This is a genomic window from Citrobacter sp. Cm038, assembly GCF_030333105.1.
Lineage (GTDB): Bacteria > Pseudomonadota > Gammaproteobacteria > Enterobacterales > Enterobacteriaceae > Citrobacter > Citrobacter murliniae.
The window spans coordinates 516,792-538,399 of the sequence record NZ_JAOWGO010000022.1; the positions used below are offsets into that span (position 1 = coordinate 516,792).

The 21,608-nt window shown below is 49.3% G+C and carries 20 protein-coding genes, 1 tRNA gene and 1 rRNA gene; 3 read left to right on the forward strand and 19 right to left on the reverse strand.

What is annotated here, in order from left to right; genetic code table 11:
* Positions 1 to 225 precede the first annotated feature (225 nt).
* Both OGY01_RS13780 and rrf read left to right on the forward strand, forming a co-directional pair.
* Positions 226 to 301, forward strand: a tRNA-Thr gene (locus tag OGY01_RS13780).
* A gap of 38 nt (positions 302 to 339) precedes the next feature.
* Positions 340 to 455 (forward strand): 5S ribosomal RNA (gene rrf / locus OGY01_RS13785).
* A 105-nt stretch (positions 456 to 560) separates the two neighbouring features.
* Here rrf and OGY01_RS13790 read toward each other — a convergent pair.
* From OGY01_RS13790 to OGY01_RS13820, 7 genes are all read right to left on the reverse strand, one after another.
* Positions 561 to 1,319, reverse strand: a complete 759-nt coding sequence (locus OGY01_RS13790) for an amino acid ABC transporter ATP-binding protein (protein WP_045448233.1) — start codon at positions 1,317 to 1,319, stop codon at positions 561 to 563.
* Between the two features lie 7 nt (positions 1,320 to 1,326).
* Positions 1,327 to 2,430, reverse strand: coding sequence for an amino acid ABC transporter permease (locus tag OGY01_RS13795; RefSeq protein ID WP_048220459.1), 1,104 nt, complete (start codon positions 2,428 to 2,430; stop codon positions 1,327 to 1,329).
* Between the two features lie 9 nt (positions 2,431 to 2,439).
* A complete protein-coding gene (locus tag OGY01_RS13800) occupies positions 2,440 to 3,621 on the reverse strand; it encodes an amino acid ABC transporter permease (protein WP_045448229.1) in 1,182 nt (393 codons plus the stop codon).
* Between the two features lie 69 nt (positions 3,622 to 3,690).
* The gene (locus OGY01_RS13805; protein WP_045448227.1) at positions 3,691 to 4,716 is read right to left on the reverse strand and encodes an amino acid ABC transporter substrate-binding protein; all 1,026 of its coding nucleotides are present in this window, start codon (positions 4,714 to 4,716) and stop codon (positions 3,691 to 3,693) included.
* A 441-nt stretch (positions 4,717 to 5,157) separates the two neighbouring features.
* Positions 5,158 to 5,379 (reverse strand): lipoprotein, encoded by a 222-nt coding sequence (locus tag OGY01_RS13810; protein ID WP_003025292.1) that lies wholly within the window; start codon positions 5,377 to 5,379, stop codon positions 5,158 to 5,160.
* A 261-nt stretch (positions 5,380 to 5,640) separates the two neighbouring features.
* Complete coding sequence (locus OGY01_RS13815; RefSeq protein ID WP_286493247.1) at positions 5,641 to 8,754, reverse strand: efflux RND transporter permease subunit; 3,114 nt, start codon at positions 8,752 to 8,754, stop codon at positions 5,641 to 5,643.
* An 11-nt stretch (positions 8,755 to 8,765) separates the two neighbouring features.
* A complete protein-coding gene (locus OGY01_RS13820) occupies positions 8,766 to 9,929 on the reverse strand; it encodes an efflux RND transporter periplasmic adaptor subunit (protein WP_048220461.1) in 1,164 nt (387 codons plus the stop codon).
* 412 nt (positions 9,930 to 10,341) lie between these two features.
* Between OGY01_RS13820 and envR the strand changes: the two genes are divergently transcribed.
* Complete coding sequence (gene envR / locus OGY01_RS13825) at positions 10,342 to 10,998, forward strand: acrEF/envCD operon transcriptional regulator (RefSeq protein ID WP_286493249.1); 657 nt, start codon at positions 10,342 to 10,344, stop codon at positions 10,996 to 10,998.
* A 52-nt stretch (positions 10,999 to 11,050) separates the two neighbouring features.
* Here envR and OGY01_RS13830 read toward each other — a convergent pair whose 3' ends face one another.
* The 12 genes from OGY01_RS13830 to acuI all read right to left on the reverse strand — a co-directional run bounded on the left by OGY01_RS13830 (position 11,051) and on the right by acuI (position 21,522).
* The gene (locus OGY01_RS13830) at positions 11,051 to 11,215 is read right to left on the reverse strand and encodes a DUF2556 family protein (protein ID WP_003025279.1); all 165 of its coding nucleotides are present in this window, start codon (positions 11,213 to 11,215) and stop codon (positions 11,051 to 11,053) included.
* Positions 11,216 to 11,297: 82 nt separating this feature from the next.
* Positions 11,298 to 12,182: an adenine-specific DNA-methyltransferase gene (gene yhdJ / locus OGY01_RS13835; RefSeq protein ID WP_200010118.1), complete on the reverse strand. Its 885-nt coding sequence runs from the start codon at positions 12,180 to 12,182 to the stop codon at positions 11,298 to 11,300.
* An 87-nt stretch (positions 12,183 to 12,269) separates the two neighbouring features.
* Positions 12,270 to 12,566, reverse strand: a complete 297-nt coding sequence (gene fis / locus OGY01_RS13840) for a DNA-binding transcriptional regulator Fis (RefSeq protein WP_000462905.1) — start codon at positions 12,564 to 12,566, stop codon at positions 12,270 to 12,272.
* Between the two features lie 25 nt (positions 12,567 to 12,591).
* Entirely contained in the window at positions 12,592 to 13,557 is a 966-nt protein-coding gene (gene dusB, locus OGY01_RS13845; RefSeq protein WP_045448220.1) for a tRNA dihydrouridine synthase DusB, read from the reverse strand.
* Between the two features lie 360 nt (positions 13,558 to 13,917).
* Positions 13,918 to 14,799 carry a 50S ribosomal protein L11 methyltransferase gene (gene prmA, locus OGY01_RS13850; RefSeq protein ID WP_286493251.1) on the reverse strand — a complete coding sequence of 294 codons (882 nt, stop codon included), beginning with the start codon at positions 14,797 to 14,799 and terminating at the stop codon, positions 13,918 to 13,920.
* An 11-nt stretch (positions 14,800 to 14,810) separates the two neighbouring features.
* The gene (panF, locus tag OGY01_RS13855; protein WP_048220463.1) at positions 14,811 to 16,262 is read right to left on the reverse strand and encodes a sodium/pantothenate symporter; all 1,452 of its coding nucleotides are present in this window, start codon (positions 16,260 to 16,262) and stop codon (positions 14,811 to 14,813) included.
* Positions 16,252 to 16,494, reverse strand: coding sequence for a YhdT family protein (locus OGY01_RS13860; protein ID WP_048220464.1), 243 nt, complete (start codon positions 16,492 to 16,494; stop codon positions 16,252 to 16,254). The genes panF and OGY01_RS13860 overlap by 11 nt, the downstream gene beginning before the upstream one ends.
* Positions 16,495 to 16,602: 108 nt before the next feature.
* Positions 16,603 to 17,952 carry an acetyl-CoA carboxylase biotin carboxylase subunit gene (gene accC / locus OGY01_RS13865; protein ID WP_045448212.1) on the reverse strand — a complete coding sequence of 450 codons (1,350 nt, stop codon included), beginning with the start codon at positions 17,950 to 17,952 and terminating at the stop codon, positions 16,603 to 16,605.
* A gap of 10 nt (positions 17,953 to 17,962) precedes the next feature.
* Positions 17,963 to 18,433 carry an acetyl-CoA carboxylase biotin carboxyl carrier protein gene (gene accB, locus OGY01_RS13870; RefSeq protein ID WP_045448210.1) on the reverse strand — a complete coding sequence of 157 codons (471 nt, stop codon included), beginning with the start codon at positions 18,431 to 18,433 and terminating at the stop codon, positions 17,963 to 17,965.
* 392 nt (positions 18,434 to 18,825) lie between these two features.
* Entirely contained in the window at positions 18,826 to 19,425 is a 600-nt protein-coding gene (gene msrQ / locus OGY01_RS13875) for a protein-methionine-sulfoxide reductase heme-binding subunit MsrQ (RefSeq protein WP_045448208.1), read from the reverse strand.
* Positions 19,426 to 20,430 (reverse strand): protein-methionine-sulfoxide reductase catalytic subunit MsrP, encoded by a 1,005-nt coding sequence (gene msrP / locus OGY01_RS13880; protein ID WP_045448206.1) that lies wholly within the window; start codon positions 20,428 to 20,430, stop codon positions 19,426 to 19,428.
* A 117-nt stretch (positions 20,431 to 20,547) separates the two neighbouring features.
* Positions 20,548 to 21,522, reverse strand: coding sequence for an acrylyl-CoA reductase (NADPH) (gene acuI / locus OGY01_RS13885; protein ID WP_045448204.1), 975 nt, complete (start codon positions 21,520 to 21,522; stop codon positions 20,548 to 20,550).
* Positions 21,523 to 21,608: the final 86 nt, after the last annotated feature.

Below are 21,608 nucleotides of genomic sequence, written 5' to 3' on the forward strand. Positions count from 1 at the left end.
CTCAGAAGTGAAACGCCGTAGCGCCGATGGTAGTGTGGGGTCTCCCCATGCGAGAGTAGGGAACTGCCAGGCATCAAATTAAGAAGTATGGCATTGACCTTTGAGGCAGTTCACTACTCGATAAGAGAGTAGGACAAAAGCGAGAGCTTTTGAACGTTGCGAAGCAACGGCCCGAAGGGTGGATCACGCAGTGATTCATAAACTGCCAGGCATCAAATTTAGTGTGCTGATATGGCTCAGTTGGTAGAGCGCACCCTTGGTAAGGGTGAGGTCCCCAGTTCGACTCTGGGTATCAGCACCAGTTTTTAGGTTAAAGTTCGGCGCTTAGAAAAGAATTTGTCTGGCGGCTGTAGCGCGGTGGTCCCACCTGACCCCATGCCGAACTCAGAAGTGAAACGCCGTAGCGCCGATGGTAGTGTGGGGTCTCCCCATGCGAGAGTAGGGAACTGCCAGACATCAAATAAGTGAAAAGGCCCATCCGTCAGGATGGGCCTTTTTGCATTTGCGAATTGTGGAATATGCCGGATGGCGGCGTAAACAGCTTATCCGGCTTGCAGGTTTTAATGTATGACCTGTGATAAAAACGCTCGGGTACGCTCGGATTTCGGATGGGCAAAAAATTCGTCTGGTGGCGCCTGTTCAACAATCTCGCCAAGATCCATAAAGATCACCCTGTCTGCAACTGTTCGGGCAAACCCCATTTCATGAGTAACACAAAGCATTGTCATTCCCGATTGCGCCAGGCCTATCATGGTATCGAGTACTTCTTTTACCATTTCAGGGTCCAGTGCTGATGTGGGCTCATCGAACAACATGATTTTGGGTTTCATGCACAGTGAACGCGCAATGGCCACGCGCTGTTGCTGCCCACCGGAAATTTGTCCAGGGTATTTATGCGCATGTTCAGCAATACGCACTCGTTCAAGGTAGTGCATTGCCAGAGCTTCAGCCTCTTTCTTTGGCATCTTCTGAACCCAGACAGGAGCCAGTGTGCAGTTTTGCAGGACTGTTAAATGAGGAAAGAGATTAAAGTGTTGAAAGACCATTCCAACTTCTTGTCTGACGCGTTCAATATTGCGGATGTCCTCATTGAGCTCAATTCCATCTACAACAATACGCCCTTGCTGATGCTCTTCCAGATGGTTAATACAACGGATCGTTGTTGATTTACCGGATCCAGAAGGTCCGCATAATACGATACGTTCTCCCTGTTTTACCTCCAGGTTTATGTTTTTCAGAACGTGAAACTGTCCATACCATTTGTTGACGTTTTCCAGCGTAATCATCGCGTCGTTAGATTGTATTAATAATTGGCTCATAATTTCCTCAGTGCGGTGTACGCCCGGTGTTAAAACGTTTTTCCAGATGCTGGCTATAACGTGACATGCTGAAGCAGAAAACCCAGTAAATCAGCGCGGCAAAAACATATCCTTCTGTCGACATACCAAGCCAGGCAGGGTCGACGGTGGCTTGTTGTACGCTGCTGAAAAGGTCAAACAGACCGATAATAATGACCAGACTGGTATCCTTGAAGAGGGCGATGATCGTGTTAACCAGGCCGGGGATAACCAGTTTGAGGGCTTGCGGAAGTATGACCAGCCCTTGGGTTTTCCAGTAGCCAAGCGCCAGTGATTCGGCGGCTTCATACTGGCCTTTCGGGAGGGCCTGCAATCCCCCACGCACCACCTCTGCGACATAAGCTGACTGGAAAAGAATTACACCGACCAGCGCCCGAATAAGTTTGTCGATGCTGGTGCCTTCCGACATAAACAGCGGGAGCATGACTGACGACATAAACAGGACAGTGATCAGCGGCACACCACGCCAGAACTCAATGAAAATGACGGATAAAACCCGCACGACAGGCATATGAGAACGGCGCCCCAACGCCAGTAAGATCCCCCATGGGAGCGCGCCTGCAATACCAACAGAGGCTATGATCAGGGTGAGTGTCAGTCCACCCCACTGGCGGGTTTCCACGCGATCGAGACCGAGAAAACCACCGTACAACAGCCACCAGACGATAACCGGATAAACCACCGCCCAGACGGCGATATAGCGACCACGATGAGGTATCGCTTTCCAGAACATCGGCGCGATAGAGAGTAGGCCGATAATCAGAGCCAGATTAACCCGCCAGCGCTGATCGTGTGGATAGAGCCCATACATGAATTGTCCGAAGCGTTCATGGATAAACACCCAGCACGCTCCCGCTTTTGTACAATCTGCCCGGGTAGAACCTATCCAGTTGGCCTGCAGAAATGCCCAGTTCAGCAATGGGGGAATGAACATCCACATGAGCCATATGCATAACAGAGTGAGCAAACTGTTTGACCAACTGGAAAATAGATTTTTACGCACCCAAAATATCACGCGGCCAGCATGATTACTGCTCTGGCGCGAGGGGTGAGACAGTAGTGCTTTTGTCATCATGACTCCTTAGCGCTCAATGAGTGCGATACGACGGTTGTATATATTCATTAACAGAGAAATGCTCAGACTGATGATCAGGTAAACCGACATAGTGATGGCGATGGTTTCAATGGCCTGCCCGGTTTGATTCAGTACGGTTCCGGCAAACAGTGAAACCATATCCGGGTAGCCAATGGCGGCAGCAAGGGATGAATTCTTTACGATATTCAGATACTGGCTGGTCAGTGGTGGAATGATGACGCGGAGCGCCTGCGGGATGATCACCTGACGGAGCGTTACCGGATTGGGAAGGCCCAAAGAACGGGCTGCTTCATGTTGACCATAAGGAACTGCCTGAATACCGGCCCGAATAATTTCTGCAATAAATGCAGATGTATACACTGAAAGCGCCAGTGTTAACGCCGCCAGTTCTGGGATAAGTACCATGCCGCCGCGGAAGTTAAAACCGCGCAGTTCGGGTATATCCCAGTGGAGCGCTGCGCCAAAAATCCATTGTGAAATCATCGGCAAAAACACGATCAGCGCCAGTGCTGTTGGCCACGTTCTGCGTAATTGACCTGTTTTTGTCTGGTACATTTTATTGAAACGAAATAGCCCAATAGTTACGACTGCAGCAATCATGAGTGCAGCGCAAAAGGCAAAAAGACCTTCTCCCATCTGCGGCGCCGGAATATAGAGTCCCCGGTTACTCAGGAAAACGAGATCCAGCGCACTGACGGCCTGACGGGGACCCGGCAAATTGCGTAGTACGGCAAAATACCAAAAGAAGATTTGCAGCAGCGGCGGAATATTGCGGAACGTTTCGATATAAATTGTAGATAGCTTACGCAGCAACCAGTTATCTGACAAACGTGCCAGTCCAAGAAAGAAGCCGAGAAATGAAGCAAAAACAATACATAGTGCTGAGACAAGCAGCGTATTAAGCAGACCGACCAGAAAGACACGCCCATAGGTATCGCCCTGCTCGTAATCAATCAGATGTTGAACAATACCAAATCCGGCACTGCGATCGAGAAAAGAGAACCCCGAGGTGATACCGCGACTGCTTAGGTTATTAATCGTATTGTGAATGAGATAGATCGCAATGCTAACGACCGCGATGATGGCAAGAATTTGAAATAACCAGGCGCGGACCGCAGGGTTAGAAAAGGAGAGTGATCCTTTTACGGTTGAGCGGCGATGGTACATAAGAAAACCTCGGTAACAATGACTCTGGGTTGAGCGCCGCAGTTGCGGCGCCCGTTACATCACTTCGCATTAGCGCACCGGTGGCGCATACTGAATGCCGCCGTTATTCCAGAGGTTGTTTTGCCCACGTTTGATCTTCAGTGGACTTTCCGATCCCACGTTACGTTCAAAGATCTCCGAATAGTTTCCTACCTGCTTAATAATGTTGTAAGCCCATTTATTATCCAGCTTCAGATCTTTACCATAGTCTCCCTCTTTGCCTAACAGGTGTGCCATATCCGGTGTTGCGGGATTAGCGGCTTTTTCATCAACGTTTTTCGAGTTAACACCCATCTCTTCAGCATTCAACATGGCAAACAGCGTCCAGCGAACAATAGAGAACCATTCATCATCGCCGCGGCGTACGACAGGCCCCAGTGGTTCTTTAGAGATTACTTCTGGCAGAACAATCCATTCTGAAGGGTTGCTCAATTTGATTCGCAGGGCATACAACTGAGACTGGTCGGAAGCAAGCGTATCGCAGCGGCCTGATTCCAGAGCCTTAGCGGATTCATCGGAGCGATCGAAGGTGACGGGGGTATACTTCATATTGTTGGCCTTAAAATAATCGGCCACGTTCAGTTCAGTATCCGTGCCTGCTTGAATACAAACCGTTGCACCATCGAGTTCTTTTGCGCTCTTCAGACCCGCTTTGTTGTGGGTAAGAAAGCCAATGCCATCGTAATAAGTCACGCCAGTAAAGGACATCCCCATTCCTGCATCACGTGAGGAGGTCCATGTGGTATTACGGGAGAGCATATCGACTTCACCAGACTGTAAAGCGGTGAAGCGTTCTTTAGCGGTGAGCGGGGTGTATTTTACTTTCGTGTCATCACCAAATACGGCCGAGGCAACACCACGACATACATCTACATCAATACCTGAAAACTTACCGCTTGCGTCGGCATAGGAAAAGCCTGGTAAGCCGTCACTGATTCCGCATTGCACAAATCCTTTTTTCTTTACGGCATCAAGCGTTGCGCCGGCATGTGCCTGATTTGTAATCGCAAGCAGCACGCCGGCCGCAGCCAGGCTGGCTATTATCATCTTTTTCATAGAGCATCCTGTGTGGAGGAATTATTGTTATGGAAACGTCTTTTACCTGTCTGTGGCTTTGGCCATACTCTTTTAAGCAAAGGTAGTGCCAGGTTTTTGCGCTCGAATATTCGGCGCAATAAGCAGAGTGTAGACAGGAAAAAATAAATGCAGCGCCCTGAAGTGGTGCAAAATTGAAACGTACGCCACATTTCAGCGCAAAAATTTAAACAGGATGCCTGATAACAATTTCGGGCGTGAATATTGACCGCGTGAGAATAATGATAAGAAGACGTGTTGTTACGAAAAGCTGAAAAAATGCTAATTTTCAGTCGTGAATATGTGAGGGGAATCTATAATGATTTTATTTCAGGGCCAAAGCTTTAAACCATCATTTTGTCTTATATAAAGATATCTTCTTTATTGTTAAAAGCGCGGCTATTACCGCGCTTTTAACATGATTTATTTCGTCAAGGCAACTATCCCAAGTGTCAGACCGGCAACAGCGGCTGCACCACCGGCGATCGCACCTGCTGTTTCCCAGTTATCCTGCGTGGTGCCTTTCATACAGGTATTGGTATGAACCAGACGGCCCTGGTCGTCATATACAGGTACGCAAGGAGAATCGTGTGCACAGCCAGCCAGAAATGCTGTAAGCAATGCAACGGATATTAATCTTTTCATGGTGTTACCTCTAAAATAAAAGTTTCGCTAAAAAAGCAAAGACAGGCGCTAAGCTATCTGCGAAATCGAGGGGTATTTTACCACTTCTTAAAAAAAGACTGACATGAGGAATAATCTCAATTCATGTGGATTGTAAACATAATGAATAGAACGGGGAATTTTGGAACCATGTGCTAAAAAAAAAGAATGGCTATCTTATTAATAAATAAAGAGGTCATTATCAGGTAAAAAAGGCGCCCGGAGACGCCTTTATTTTACAATTTAATCGCGATGCTGGCTAAAACGCCGTTTAACGACAACAAAAAAGACGGGAACGAAGAAGATCGCCAACAATGTAGCCGTGAGCATGCCCCCCATAACACCTGTGCCGACGGCATTCTGCGCACCGCTACCTGCACCATTACTGATAACCAGAGGCATAACCCCCAGAATAAAGGCCAGAGATGTCATCAGGATAGGACGCAGACGCATACGGGAGGCCTCCAGAGTCGCCTCAATCAAACCTTTGCCCTCTTTATCCATCAGGTCTTTAGCAAATTCGACAATCAGGATGGCGTTTTTGGCAGAGAGGCCGATAGTTGTTAACAGGCCGACCTGGAAGTACACATCGTTATTCATCCCGCGAAGCGATGCCGCCAGCAGCGCACCAACGACACCGAGCGGGACGACAAGCATGACGGATAATGGAATCGACCAGCTCTCATACAGTGCTGCAAGGCAAAGGAAGACAACGATTAGCGAGATGGCATACAACGCTGGTGCTTGGTTACCTGACAGTCGTTCCTGATAGGACATTCCCGTCCAGTCATGGCCAATACCGTTAGGCAGTTTTTCCGCCAGGCTTTCCATCAGCGCCATTGCTTCACCGGTACTTTTGCCTGGTGCCGCTTCGCCTAACAGCTCCATAGATGGCATACCGTTGTAGCGTTCCAGTCTCGGTGAGCCGTAAATCCAGTGCGCTGAACTGAATGTGGAGAAAGGTACCATTTCGCCATTGGCGCTGCGAACATACAGATTATTGATGTCTTCCGGCAACATACGAAATTTTGCATCTGCCTGAACATACACTTTTTTCACGCGACCGCGGTCAATGAAATCATTGACGTAGTAGCCGCCCAGCGCAGCGGAGATGGTTTCGTTAATATCTGACAAGGAAACACCAAGCGCTTGCGCTTTTTCCTGATCAACATCCAGCTTAAACTGCGCAGTATCCTCAAGGCCGTTGGGGCGTACACGTACCAGCAAATCAGGATGTTGTGCCACCATGCCTAGCAGCTGATTACGTGCCTGCGTTAAGGCTGAGTGTCCCAGCCCTCCCTGATCAATCAGCTCAAAATCGAAGCCGGTTGCGGTGCCCAATTCAACAATGGCTGGCATGTTGAAGGGGAATACCAGGCCATCACGAATCTGACTAAATGCCCGAGTTGCTCGGGCAATTACAGATTCAACGTTATTCTCATCGCCGCTACGCTCTTCCCAGGGTTTGAGGCTGACAAATGCCATCCCTGAGTTTTGCCCCTGTCCACTGAAGCTAAAGCCGTTAACCGTAAAGACGCTTTTGACGTTGGCTTTCTCATTATTCAGATAGTAGTGGGTAACTTGATCCAGCACTTTCTGAGTACGCTCTTGTGTTGCACCGGCTGGTAGCTGAATCATCGTCAGGAACACACCCTGATCTTCCTCTGGCAGGAAGGAGGTAGGCAGGCGTATAAACAGCACCGCCATGCCAATAACAATGATCAGATAGACCGCCAGATAGCGACCTGTTTTACGAATTATACCGCTGACGCTATTGGTGTAGTGGTTGACGCTGTAATCGAATTTGGTATTAAACCAGCCAAAGAAACCACTTTTTTTCTCGTGGTGCTCTGCAGATACCGGCTTGAGCAATGTTGCACAAAGGGCGGGAGTCAGAATCAACGCCACCAGTACTGAAAGCGCCATTGCAGAAACAATAGTAATAGAGAACTGTCGGTAAATTGCCCCGGTTGAACCTCCAAAGAAGGCCATTGGGATAAACACCGCAGATAGCACCATGGCAATACCAACCAGCGCCCCCTGTATTTGTGACATGGATTTTTCTGTCGCTTCTCTGGGCGGCAGATTGTCTTCCATCATCACGCGCTCCACGTTTTCTACTACGACTATCGCATCATCGACCAGCAGGCCGATGGCGAGTACCATGCCGAACATTGTCAGGGTGTTTATCGAGTAGCCAAATGCAGCAAGTACGGCGAATGTCCCCAACAGCACCACAGGCACAGCGATAGTCGGAATTAGCGTTGCGCGAATGTTTTGCAGAAACAGGTACATCACCAGGAAAACCAGTACGATCGCTTCAAACAGCGTTTTTACCACCTCGTGAATAGAGATGGTAACAAACGGTGTGGTGTCGTACGGATAGACTACCTGCATTCCCTGAGGGAAGAACGGCTGTAATTCAGTCAGTTTTGCTTTGATTGCGTTGGCGGTATCCAGAGCGTTTGCACCGGTTGCCAGCTTAATACCCAGACCGGATGCCGGTTTACCGTTAATACGTGCAACGACGTTGTAGTTTTCACCCCCCAACTCAATGCGTGCAACGTCCTTGAGGTGAACAACAGAACCGTCGCTGTTCACGCGTAAGGTCACTTTGCCAAACTCTTCAGGATCTTTCAGTCGCGTTTGCGCAATGATAGAGGCGTTGAGCTGTTGGTTAGGTAAGGCAGGTGTACCCCCTAACTGACCTGCGGCGATCTGGTCGTTTTGTACTTTCAACTGGTTAATGACATCAACCGGCGTGAGTTGATACTTGTTCAATAAATTCGCATCCAGCCAGATACGCATGGCGTACTGCGCGCCAAACAGCTGCACGTCACCTACGCCGTTCAGACGGCTGATAGAGTCTTTAATGTTGGAAGCGACATAGTCAGAGATGTCATCCTGAGTTGTCTGCGGGTTGTCAGAAACAAACCCCGCGACCATCAAAAAGCTGCTACTTGATTTCTCAACGGCGATACCCTGCTGTTGAACTTCTTGAGGCAGTAAAGGTGTCGCGAGCTGCAGTTTGTTTTGTACCTGAACCTGTGCGATATCGGGATCGGTGCCGGACTGGAACGTTAACGTAATGGTTACGCTCCCGGCCGAATCGCTGGTGGAGGACATATACATCAGGTTATCGATACCGTTCATGTTTTGTTCGATAACCTGCGTTACGGTATCCTGCACCGTCTGTGCATCCGCGCCTGGGTAGGTCGCAGAAATCGCTACGGCAGGGGGGGCAATAGTTGGGTACTGCGCCACGGGCAGTTGCATGATTGCCAGAGCGCCCGCCATCATCAGAATGATGGCCAGTACCCAGGCAAAGATAGGTCGCCTAATAAAAAAGTTTGCCATGTCCGGTTACCTTATTGTGTGGCTTTCGCGGCTGGAGTTTCGGTATCGGCGGTCGCTTTTACCTGCACTCCCGGACGAGCTTTTTGTAATCCGCTGACGATAACTTTGTCGCCCGGTTGTAAGCCTTCGCTTATGAGCCATTTGTCACCAATGGCTTGTACGGCTACAACGGCATGAGCTTCGACCTGGTTCTTATCATTGACGACCATCACGGTTGCATCTCCGCGAGGTGTACGTGTCACACCCTGTTGTGGAACAAGAATGGCGTTAGGTTGGATACCTTCATCGATGCGGGCGCGTACAAACATGCCTGGTAGTAGAGAGTGCTGTGGGTTAGGGAAAACGGCTCTCAGGGTGATGGATCCGGTACTCTCGTCAACCGTCACGTCAGAAAATTGCAAAGAGCCTTTCAGCGGGTATGACTGGCCATTCTCCATCACCAGTTCAACGGTACTGCTGGTGTTGTCTTTATGTAGGCTACCTTGTGCGACAGACTGTTTGAGCCGCATAAAATCGCTACTGGACTGCGTCACGTCGACGTAAATGGGATCAAGCTGTTGCACAGTGGCTAACGCTGTCGCCTGACCATTGGTAACTAACGCACCTTCGGTAACGTTAGATTTACCGATACGTCCGCTAATAGGCGATGTCACTTTGGTGTAAGCGAGATTGATACGAGCGCTTTCGACCGCAGCTTTGGCGGCGATGACGGAGGCGTCGGCCTGACGAGCATCAGCAATGGCTTGATCGTACTCTTGCTGGCTGATGTACTTTGTTCCGACCAACGGGACATAACGTTTTACTGTTAAATGGGCGATAGCCGCTGCGGCCTCGCTTTTTGCCAGTTCACCTTTGGCGCTATCATAGTCGGCCTGATAAGTTGCGGGATCAATCTGATAAAGCGACTTGCCTGCTTCAACATCACTCCCTTCAGTGAAATTCCTTTTCAGCACAATCCCGCTGACCTGAGGGCGAACTTCTGCAATACGGAAGGCTGTTGTACGGCCCGGCAATTCAGTCGTAACGGCTAAGGGGGCAGATTCCACAACATGGACAGTAACCTGTGGCTCGGCAGGATGAGTTTGTGTTTCTCCCTGATCGTTACAACCGGCGAGTAATGCAGTGGAGATGATAATGAATGAGGGCAGGAGTGAGAGCCTGGCATTTTTCGTCATTACTTTTCCTTAAAAACCGAAAGCTCGTTATTTACCGGATAACGGCAAGGCGATAACGCGCGCAAATAAAATAATAGTTGGCTATCCTACAAATTATTAGCTTGCGATGTAAGTAATACTTATTTTGCTGTACGATGCACGGCACATAAAAACAAAAAAAGATTAATCAGCTACCTTTTCGTTAGCAGGAAGTATGCAATGACCTGATGCAGGTAAACACATGTTGAAATAAACATTTGCCCAATGAATATATTAACTAATTTTTATTTGTTTTGATTATTTATGTATGTTGCACGTAATGAAATATTTTAGATCTCGTCTAAATAAATGCGAAGTGATACATTTGCTCCATATGGCAAATATTTGATAAGAAAGTTTATCAATTCCTATTCTGTCCCAGGCATTTGAAACCATGGCTAAAAAAACGAAAGCTGATGCCCTCAAAACACGACAGCATCTCATTGAAACAGCGATTGTACAGTTTGCTCTCCGTGGTGTAGGCAATACGACGCTAAACGACATTGCGGATGCCGCCAACGTGACGCGAGGCGCAATCTATTGGCATTTCGAAAATAAGATCCAACTGTTTAATGAGTTATGGCTACAGCAACCCCCTTTGCGCGATCTTATTCAGGACAGACTCATTGGACGCTGGGGTGATAATCCGTTACAGCGATTGCGAGAAAAACTGGTCGTTGGTTTGCAGTATATTGCTGAGATACCTCGTCAGCAGGCATTAATGCAGATTCTATATCATAAGTGTGAATTCAATAGCGAAATGATATCAGAGCAGGAAATTCGCGATAAAATAGGACTAAGTCATCAGAGTATCCGTAAATCTTTACAGGAATGTATGGATGAAAACCTTATCGCAAGCAGTCTGGATTTAGACGTTATTATAATTATTCTCCATGGGAGTTTCAGTGGGATAATAAAAAACTGGCTAATGAATCCAGCAAGTTATGATCTGTATGGGCAAGCGCCGGTATTAGTGGATAACGTATTAAAAATGCTAAGCCCTGATGGCTGTGTGATGCAGTTGATCAAGAGTGAAAATCAGGTTGGGTAGTTTCAGCCGCCATGGCCTGACGGCTGCTATAAAACATCTGTTACCGTGCGTGCTATTCGAGGTCGACGCAATTGACCAGCTTGAGGGGATTCACTGAATTCATATTCCGGCACTTATCGTGCTCTGTTGTCATCAACTCTATCCACTGTATGAGCAGCGCATCAAAAAGAAAAACGAAGACCGCAAAAACAACCAGCCACCAATACTTGCGAATCATTACCAAATCCTGTGTATTCATGCCCAAGTGTGCTGGGAATATACACGAAATCCAAAAGCTGAAAAGCAGACTTACAATGCTTTTACTTTGTTGAGATCTTGCCGCTATTTTCAGTTAATCGACTCTTTTTAGACCGATTATTGGTCTTTCGCTTTTTTATCTTTGCAAGCTCATTCTCTGAAAAATGGGAGCTGACACCCAGTCTCCTGAGTCCCATTTTTACGTATTCATCATTGATCTCAATCCCAACGAATTTGCGACCCAGTTCCACTGCAGTAGCCCCGGTGGTGAAACTGCCTGCAAACGGATCTAACACCACGTCATCTGAGTTAGAGGATGCCAGAATGATACGCTCTAACAGGGCCTTAGGTTTTTGGGTTGGATGATTTTCGTATTCATCCATCAGGTAGCGAACGCGCGGGAACTCCCAAACATTGCCAGGTACTTTTTTCTGATTGTACGGCTGGGGCGGGTTCTTTCTGTAATCGATAAGCGCGCGTTTGGCTCCTGTTTTGGCTTCAACCAGAATATCATCACGATTAAACGTATAGCTTTTCTGATCTTTTACCATCATCAGGATCGGTTCATACATGGAACCAAAGAAGTTTTTGGCCTGGACTGCAGAGCTATCATATGACCACACAATGCGACTTTTAATGGTAAAAAGCTGTCTGCATTTGAGGTCGATATACGGCATGTTCTCTGTGCTGTTCATGATGTACATAGTGCCCTGTGGCTTAAGAATGCGATGGCACTCTTCAATACACTCAAACAACCAGACCAGGAAGGTCTCTTCGTCCCAGGATTCCACCATTCCGTCAAAGTCTTTGCCGATGTTATAAGGTGGGTCGGCAAAAATGAGATCGACGCTTTCGGGTGCGAGCTTTTGCAGTTCAGTTAGCGCATCACCCTGGATTATCTTTTTCGATTCATCGCCAAAATAGACAGGTTCACATCTCGCCTTCATCGCCAAAGCCTCCGTGTGATGCAAATAAAAAAGGCGCTTCCCCATGCCGAGTAGCGCCTTTTAAAACAAACATATCGCTGATTAGTATCAGTTCATGCCGTATTTTTTCAGTTTTTTACGCAGCGTACCACGGTTGATGCCCATCATCAGGGCAGCACGGGTCTGGTTACCGCGGGTGTATTGCATCACCATGTCCAACAGGGGCTGTTCTACTTCAGCCAGTACCAGCTCATAGAGATCATTAACATCCTGACCATTCAGTTGAGCAAAATAGTTCTTCAGTGCCTGTTTAACCGAGTCACGCAGGGGTTTTTGAGTTACCTGATCCTGAGAGTTAACGGTAGAAACGGTCAGTACGTCAGAATTTACGCGTTGTTCGAACATAGTTCTGTCAGCTCTTTATTTCTGTTTACGCAAAATTTTCGAAGTATGCCTCCAACGCCGCCAGCTGTTCGCTGGAATCTTCAATGGCGTTGAATGTGCGCCGAAACTGGTCATTTGGAGCGTGTTCCTGGAGATACCAGGATACGTGTTTACGCGCAATTCGGTACCCTTTTGCCTGACCATAAAAGTCATGCAGTTCCCGAACGTGCGCACAAAGCAAGCGCTTCACCTCTGCCAAAGGCAGCGGGGGCAGCAGCTCCCCAGTGTCCAGATAATGCTGGATTTCCCGAAAGATCCAGGGTCTTCCCTGAGCTGCACGTCCTATCATCAGGGCATCCGCCCCCGTATAGTCGAGCACAGCTCTGGCTTTATGCGGGTCAGTAATGTCGCCATTCGCGATAACCGGAATGGAAACTTTCTGCTTAACTGCCCGAATACTGTCGTACTCAGCATCTCCATTGAACAAACAGGCGCGGGTGCGTCCATGAATGGTCAGAGCCTGAATGCCACAGTCTTCAGCCAGTTGGGCAATCTCTACGCAGTTACGGTGTTCCGGAGCCCAGCCGGTGCGAATCTTGAGTGTGACAGGAACGTCCACTGCATTGACGACCTCGGTTAGTATCGACTTCACTAGATCCGGGTACTGCAAGAGGGCTGAACCTGCGAGCTTACGATTCACTTTTTTAGCCGGACACCCCATATTGATATCAATAATTTGGGCGCCGCTTTCCACGTTAATACGTGCGGCATCGGCCATCTCAACAGGATCGCTGCCGGCAATTTGCACCGTGCGAATTCCTGGCTCATCAACGTGCACCATACGTAAACGAGACTTGTCGCTTTCCCAAACCTGTGGGTTAGAAGACATCATCTCGGATACCGTCAATCCTGCTCCCATCTCATAACACAGCGTCCTGAATGGTCTGTCAGTGATGCCAGCCATAGGTGCTGCGATCAGGCGATTTCTGAGCTGATATTGTCCGATGCGCATGAGTTAAGAAATGACCATACTGTGACTGCAAGGCGGCGTATATTACGCATTTTTTGCACGAGATGAAAGGCCAAACTTTGACCAATCCCCTGAGGTGGATCAATGAATTGCTGGTTGAGTGGACAGTTTCAAAATAAAGTATTTAATAATCATGCGGATACAATAAATCGGTAATTTGGCATCCATTTATAAATTCCGAAAACTTCTCTTTTTTTATTACTATCAGGGTAAGTTGAACAGGATAAAACGCTGTCTTTATGAACAAATAATGGCTTTCGAATGCGATCTCGCTCTCATTTCCGCAAATCCTTTTGCGAAAAAAAGAGCGATCTTAACGTTACCAACGGTAACGAAAGGGGACTATTTCTTCTTACCGGTAATACGACACCACTCTTCTTTCTCGACAACCGGCTCGAGTGTAAAGAGATCGGCATAGGCTTCACAGACGCTTTCCGCCTGGCTGGCAAGAATACCGGAAAGGCCCAATAAGCCACCCTCAACGGGCAGTACGCTGATTAATGGTGCCAATTCACGCAATGGGCCGGCGAGGATGTTTGCGACCACTACATCGGCTTTCATGGCCTCTGGCTGGTCTTTTGGCAGATAGAGCTCCAGGCGGTCAGAAACGCCGTTACGCTGTGCGTTATCGCGGCTCGCCTGGATGGCTTGAGGATCAATATCCACACCGATGGCTTTCGCCGCGCCCAGTTTCAGCGCTGCAATCGCCAGGATGCCGGAACCACAGCCAAAGTCGATAACTGTTTTACCGTTAAGATCGAGGCTGTCGAGCCATTGCAGACACAGAGAGGTCGTTGGGTGAGTACCCGTGCCAAACGCCAGGCCAGGATCCAGCATCACGTTGACGGCGTTTTCGTCCGGCACATCGCGCCAGCTAGGGCAAATCCACAGACGTTCGCCAAAGCGCATTGGGTGGAAGTTATCCATCCATTCGCGCTCCCAGTCTTTATCTTCAAGCTGTTCGATTTTGTGCACGAAGCCAGTGCCCAACAGCGGGTGCTGTTCCAGAAGGGCAATAACTTCTTTCATGTCGGTTTCTGCGTCGAACAGGCCGATAACGTCGGTATCACCCCACAGGCGAGTTTCGCCCGGCAGCGGTTCAAACACCGGCGTATCATGTGTATCCTGGAAGGTGATAGAAACGGCACCCGCTTCCATCAGTGCATCACTTAACTCTTCAGCGTTTGCACCGCTCGTGTTCAGTTTCAGTTGGATCCATGGCATGGCAAAACTCTTTATTTATCAGTAGTCAATATGACGGCTTGCGGGGCGGCAGAACCAAAACGGTTTCCGACCAGGAAAGCCAGCAAACTTAGCAGTAACGAAGGCACAATCGGATGGAAGCCCAGATACTGAACGTTAAAGGTGGCGAGTACGGCATAGAGTACCCCACCGACAATCATGGCGCTCAATGCACCTGTCGCATTCGCTCGTTCCCAATACAGGCCAAGTACCAGAGGCCACAGGAAAACGGCTTCCAGGCCGCCGAACGCCAGCAGGTTAAGCCAGATAATCATCTCTGGCGGCTTCCAGGCAGCCAGCAACAGTAACGCCCCCAACAGCAGGGTGATCACCGCAGACATTCGCTTCAGGCGAGTTTCATTTTGTAGTTGTTCCGGGCGAAGGTTCAGGTAAAGATCTTTAATGATCGTAGCGGAACTTTGCAGCAATTGAGCATTGATCGTCGACATAATCGCTGCCATCGGTGCGGCGAGAAAGATACCGGCAGCAACAGGTGGCAAAACTTTTACCATCAGGGTAGGGATAACCAAATCCGGAACTGTCAGATCAGGGATTACCGCACGTCCCAGTGCGCCTGCCAGATGCATCCCAAACATCAGGATCGCCACCACAATGGTGCCAATGATAATCCCGCGATGTACGGCTTTACTGTCTTTATAGGAAATGCAGCGTACCGCCGTGTGCGGCAGACCAATCACCCCAAAGCACACCAGTACCCAGAATGATGTCATAAAGGTTGGAGACAGAATGTCATCAGCACCCTGCGGTGTCACCAGCTTAGGATCGATGGTTTGCAAGGTTTCTACTGCCTGACTGAGGCCGCCTGCGGCGTGGACTACGCCCACCAGCAAGACGATAGTACCAATCAGCATCACCATGCCCTGCATGGTGTCATTCAGCACGCTGGCGCGAAATCCGCCGAATGCCGTATATAACGCGATACTGATACCAAAGATCAGCAGGCCGGTTTCGTAAGGAATACCCGCAGCAGTCTCCAGCAAACGTGCGCCGCCGATGAATTGCACGGTCATCGCTCCGACAAAAGCCACCAGCAGGCTGAGGCTCGCCAGCCATACCAGTAAACGGCTCTGATAGCGGGCAAACAGCATATCATTGAGGGTTACGGCATTGTAACGGCGCGCCAGAATGGCGAATTTCTTACCGAGAATACCTAACGACAGCCAGACGGCAGGCAACTGGATCATTGCCAGCAATACCCATCCCAACCCGTATTTATATGCCGCGCCGGGGCCGCCAATAAACGAGCTTGCACTAATGTAGGTTGCAGTTAGCGTCATGGCCAACACGACACCGCCCATGGAGCGACTGCCGAGGAAATACTCATTCAGGAAGGTGCCAGTCGTTCTCTTTCTCATTGCGTAAACGGAAAGACCAAACACCACCAGAAGATAGGCGACAAGCGGCAAAATGACTTCAAGCTGCATCGTCATCCTCCAGAGAAATATCGCGATAGATAAATTTCACCATTGCCCAACACAGCAAAATGAAAACCAATGGTGTCAGCAGACACGCCATCTCGAACCAGTGTGGCAAGCCGGTAAAGCCCAGTGTGGAATCTGGTAAGTAAGCGGTCACTAACCATGTGGCAAGATAGAAAAGGGTCAGCCACAGCGCCCAGCGCGCCTCTTTATGGGCCTGAACAAAACGAGCGTCCATTTTTTGTCCCTTGTGGATAAAGAAAGCGGGGATTGTACATTATGGGACGTGCCGGAGGGGAGAAAAACAAAAGGCCGGGAATTCCCGGCCTTTTCAGTTAACGCGTGCTTACTTTTCCTGAAGTCCGAGTTTTTTCTCCAGGTAGTGGATATTAGAACCACCACGCTGGAAGTGCTCGTCATTCATGATGCGGATCTGCAGATCAACGTTAGTTTTGATGCCGTCGATGATCAGTTCCTGCAAGGCGTTTTTCATGCGGGCAATTGCCACGTCACGGTTTTCGCCATAGCAAATCAGTTTACCGATCATTGAGTCATAGTACGGAGGGACAGTGTAGCCTGCGTAAATATGTGACTCCCAGCGCACACCAAAGCCACCCGGTGCGTGGAAACGCGTAATTTTACCCGGGCTTGGCAGGAAGGTGTTCGGGTCTTCGGCGTTGATACGGCATTCTACCGCATGGCCTTTAACTATAACTTCATCCTGCTTGATAGACAGCGGCTGACCTGCTGCAATACGCAACTGCTCTTTGATCAGGTCAACGCCAGTGATCATTTCGGTAACCGGATGTTCTACCTGGATACGGGTGTTCATTTCAATGAAGTAGAACTCACCGTTTTCGAACAGGAACTCGAAAGTACCCGCTCCACGGTAGCCGATATCAACACATGCTTTGGCGCAACGCTCGCCGATATAGCGACGCAGTTCCGGAGTAATGCCAGGTGCTGGCGCCTCTTCGACCACTTTCTGGTGACGACGCTGCATAGAGCAGTCGCGTTCTGCCAGATAAATCGCGTTACCCTGACCGTCTGCCAGCACCTGAATTTCGATGTGGCGTGGGTTTTCCAGGTATTTTTCCATGTAAACCATGTCGTTGTTGAAAGCGGCTTTCGCTTCAGCTTTCGTCATGGAAATGGATTGGGCCAGTTCAGCATCGCCGCGTACAACGCGCATACCGCGACCGCCGCCGCCGCCGGAAGCTTTGATAATTACCGGATAGCCAATGCGTTTGGCATGAGCGCGGTTAGCGTCCATATCATCGCCCAGCGGGCCGTCAGAGCCGGGAACGGTTGGTACGCCAGCTTTTTTCATCGCAGTAATGGCGGACACTTTGTCACCCATCAAGCGGATGGTATCGGCTTTTGGGCCAATGAAGATAAAGCCTGAGCGTTCTACCTGTTCAGCAAAGTTGGCGTTCTCAGAGAGGAAGCCATAACCCGGATGGATTGCCACCGCGCCGGTGATTTCAGCGGCGCTGATGATAGCCGGGATGTTCAGGTAACTTTTTACAGATGGAGCCGGGCCAATACAGACCGTTTCATCTGCCAGTAATACGTGTTTTAAATCGCGATCCGCGCTTGAGTGCACAGCGACGGTCTTGATGCCCAGTTCTTTACAGGCACGAAGAATACGCAAGGCAATCTCGCCGCGGTTGGCGATAACAATTTTATCCAACATGTTCGCCTCGTTACTCGATGACGACCAGCGGCTCGTCAAATTCTACCGGTTGACCACTTTCGACCAGGATCGCTTTCACCACACCGGATTTATCGGCTTCGATCTGGTTCATCATTTTCATGGCTTCAACGATGCACAGGGTATCGCCCGCATTCACTTTCTGACCCACTTCGATAAACGGTTTGGCGTCAGGACCCGGGGTGCGGTAGAAAGTACCAACCATCGGGGAACGTACGATGTGACCACTGATTTCCGCTGCGGCTGGGGCTTCCATGCTTGGAGTTGCAGTCTGAGCGACAGCGTTAGACAGAGCAGGTTGTTGCATCATTGGTGCAGCATAAGCCTGTTGCATCATTGGAAAACCTGCATTTGGCGCTGCACGGCTGATGCGTACAGATTCTTCGCCTTCAGAAATTTCCAGTTCGGAGATGCCTGATTCTTCAACCAGCTCGATCAGTTTTTTAATCTTACGAATATCCATGAGTGGGTTCCGTACTCTTTGTTTAGTGAGATTGTGACAGGCGTTTTATCGCCGTCTGTATAGCATTTGAATAACTGTTGGTGACAAGATGCCACGCATCTCTGGCGTTGCACTGCGTGCCGCAACCATTAAATGAGATTTCATGACTTGTCAGTCATTGTGTGGCTATCTTCTGCCATTTTCGGGTAAAAAACAAAATATACCTTCAATGCGCGATTGTCACCCTTTCAGCGGTGTAAAAACGCTCTCGGGGAAAGCAAGGCCGCACATTATAACCATTTCGTAGCAATTGGCAGCTAAATACTGGTCTTATCAGGGAAGATAATCAACCGTTGGCATGTAAAGAACATGGGTTCGTCTGTGTTTTGCAACGCACTGCACATATCGTGAAACTACCGCCACCACTGGCGGAACTTCTTATAACGGCAGGCTAAAAGCACGGTAGCGAGCGCTGCATAAATGATCGGTTGTGGAGATAAAATCTTTACCGACCACAGGTAATGAATAGGCGCCAGGATCGCCACCAGATAGACGAAGTTGTGTAAGAACTGCCAATATTTTCCCAGTTTTCGCTGTGCTGCCTGTGTTGACGTTAATGTGAGGGCAAATAATATGACCCAACTGATAATGCCCAACATCAAATAAGGACGCGTTGTTAATTCCCGTCCTAACAGTGCAAGATTATTAATGCCCAGTTCCAGTAGGGCATAGCTGGTTAAATGCAACGTAGCCCAGGCAAAACACCATAACCCTAACAGGCGACGAGTACGTATCAATAATGGCTGTTTAGCGTAGCGCGCCAGCGGCGCGACCAGCAAGGTCGCCAGTAAAAATTTCAGAGCTGTCCTACCGGTAAAGTGTTGAATGTCTTTAACGGGATCGGCGCTCAATCCCCCATGATTTACCGCCCAAAAGAGCCAGACAAAAGGTAAAATACCGGCAAGATGCAGGCACACTTTCAGCCAGGTAATGTTTTTTGCAGTCAGGCGCACTTAAAAGTTCTCCCGTAAATTGAGGCCGCGATACAGCGAGGCGACTTCATCGGCATAACCGTTAAATAGCAGCGTAGGTTGTCGCTGTACGTCCAGAATCCCGCCTGAACCAATAAAACGCTCAGTCGCTTGCGACCAGCGAGGATGATCGACATGTGGATTCACATTGGCATAAAAACCATATTCATCAGGTGCGGCCATATTCCAGGTCGTCGGTGGGCGCTCACGTGTGAGTTTGATACTGACGATCGACTTAATGCCTTTAAAACCGTATTTCCATGGCACGATTAAGCGGATCGGTGCGCCATTCTGCGGGGGAAGCGCCTTACCATAAACACCTACGGTGAGTAGCGTGAGCGGATGCATGGCTTCATCAAGGCGCAGTCCCTCAACGTAGGGATATTTCAGCCCCCCGCCAATAAAGCGATCTTTCTGTCCCGGCATATCATCCGGCGCATAGAGCGTTTCGAAAGCGACATATTTTGCATTGCTGGTGGGTTCGGCCAGTGCCAACAGCTTATGTAAAGGAAAGCCAATCCACGGCACGACCATTGACCAGGCCTCTACACAGCGCATCCGATAAATACGTTCCTCCAACGGGAAACGTGTGGTTAGTGCATCGTGATCGAGTGTTAAGGGCTTGGCCACTTCGCCACTGATTTTCAGCGTCCAGGGATTGGTCTTCAGACTGCCAGCGTTGGCTGCCGGGTCTGCTTTGTCCAGGCCAAACTCATAAAAATTGTTATAGCCAGACACTTTATCTTCTGGTGTTAAAGGAAGCGTATTTTGCCAGGCAGCAGGTTTACTGAAATCAAGCGGTTTACCAGCAGGTGCGGGTGGACGGTCATTACCTTTAAACCAACTGAGAAGGTCAGCCTGTGCAGACAAAGGCAAAGACAATGCGGCGGCACTGATACCCAGTGCTTTCAGCACCTGGCGGCGCTGCATAAAAAAAGCCGATTCTGCGGTTACATCGGCTTCGGTAAATTGACGTATTTTCTTCATAATAGACTCCCGGCATACGCGCGATGACTCATATTGGCGCGTAGTTACTATGGCAGGGAGTCCGTCAATGTGTATAAAAAAATAGTTAATTAAATGTAAGTTTTTATCTGCGACAGCTTAACGTACCTTTACCAATGTGCGGCCTTGCACCTGGTTATTGATGATGGCATCGGCAAACTTTGGCGCATCAGCCAGAGTGATTTCTGTTGCAGCTTGCGCATAGAATGATTCTGGCAAGTCATTGACCAGACGTTGCCAGGCTTGCGCACGACGAGCCGGGGGCGTCATCACGGAATCAACACCCTGTAAGCGCACATTACGCAGAATAAATGGCATCACTGTGGTTGGGAGTGCAAAACCGCCGGCCAGACCACAGGCAGCGACACAGCCGCCGTAGTTCATCTGAGCGAGGACTTTTGCCAGCACTTTGTCGCCAACGGTATCAATCGCACCGGCCCAGAGCTGTTTTTCCAGCGGGCGAGATTCAGCAAACTCATCACGACCGAGGATTCGGTTGGCGCCCAGGCTACGCAGATAGTCATGCGTACTTTCGCGACCGGATACCGCCGCAACCTGATAACCCAATTTATGCAGCAACGCGACGGCAGTACTGCCCACACCACCGCTGGCGCCGGTGACAACAATCTCGCCATCTTCCGGGCGAATACCGGCGTCTTCAAGCGCCATTACGCACAGCATGGCGGTAAAACCGGCGGTGCCGATGACCATGGCTTTACGGCCATCCAGTCCTTTTGGCAGAGCAACCAACCAGTCACCTTTCACGCGTGCACGTTCTGCCAGTCCACCCCAATGGTTTTCCCCCACGCCCCAGCCGGTTAGCAAGACTTCCTGGCCTGCATGAAAACGGGGATCTTCGCTATTGCGAACGGTGCCAGCGAAATCGATACCAGGAATCATCGGAAAATTACGGATAATTTTACCCTTGCCTGTGATGGCCAGCGCGTCTTTATAGTTCAGGCTCGACCAGTGAACATCCACCGTCACATCGCCTTCCGGTAGCTGGTTTTCGTCGAGGGGTTGAACGGATGCGAGGGTTTTTCCGTCCTGCTGTTCTAAGATCAAAGCCTGCATAACCTGTCCTCAATTCATATAGTGGATTGGAAAATTATTTATGAAGACTATACTCGCTAAACAAAACATGATGCCGATTCTGCGCA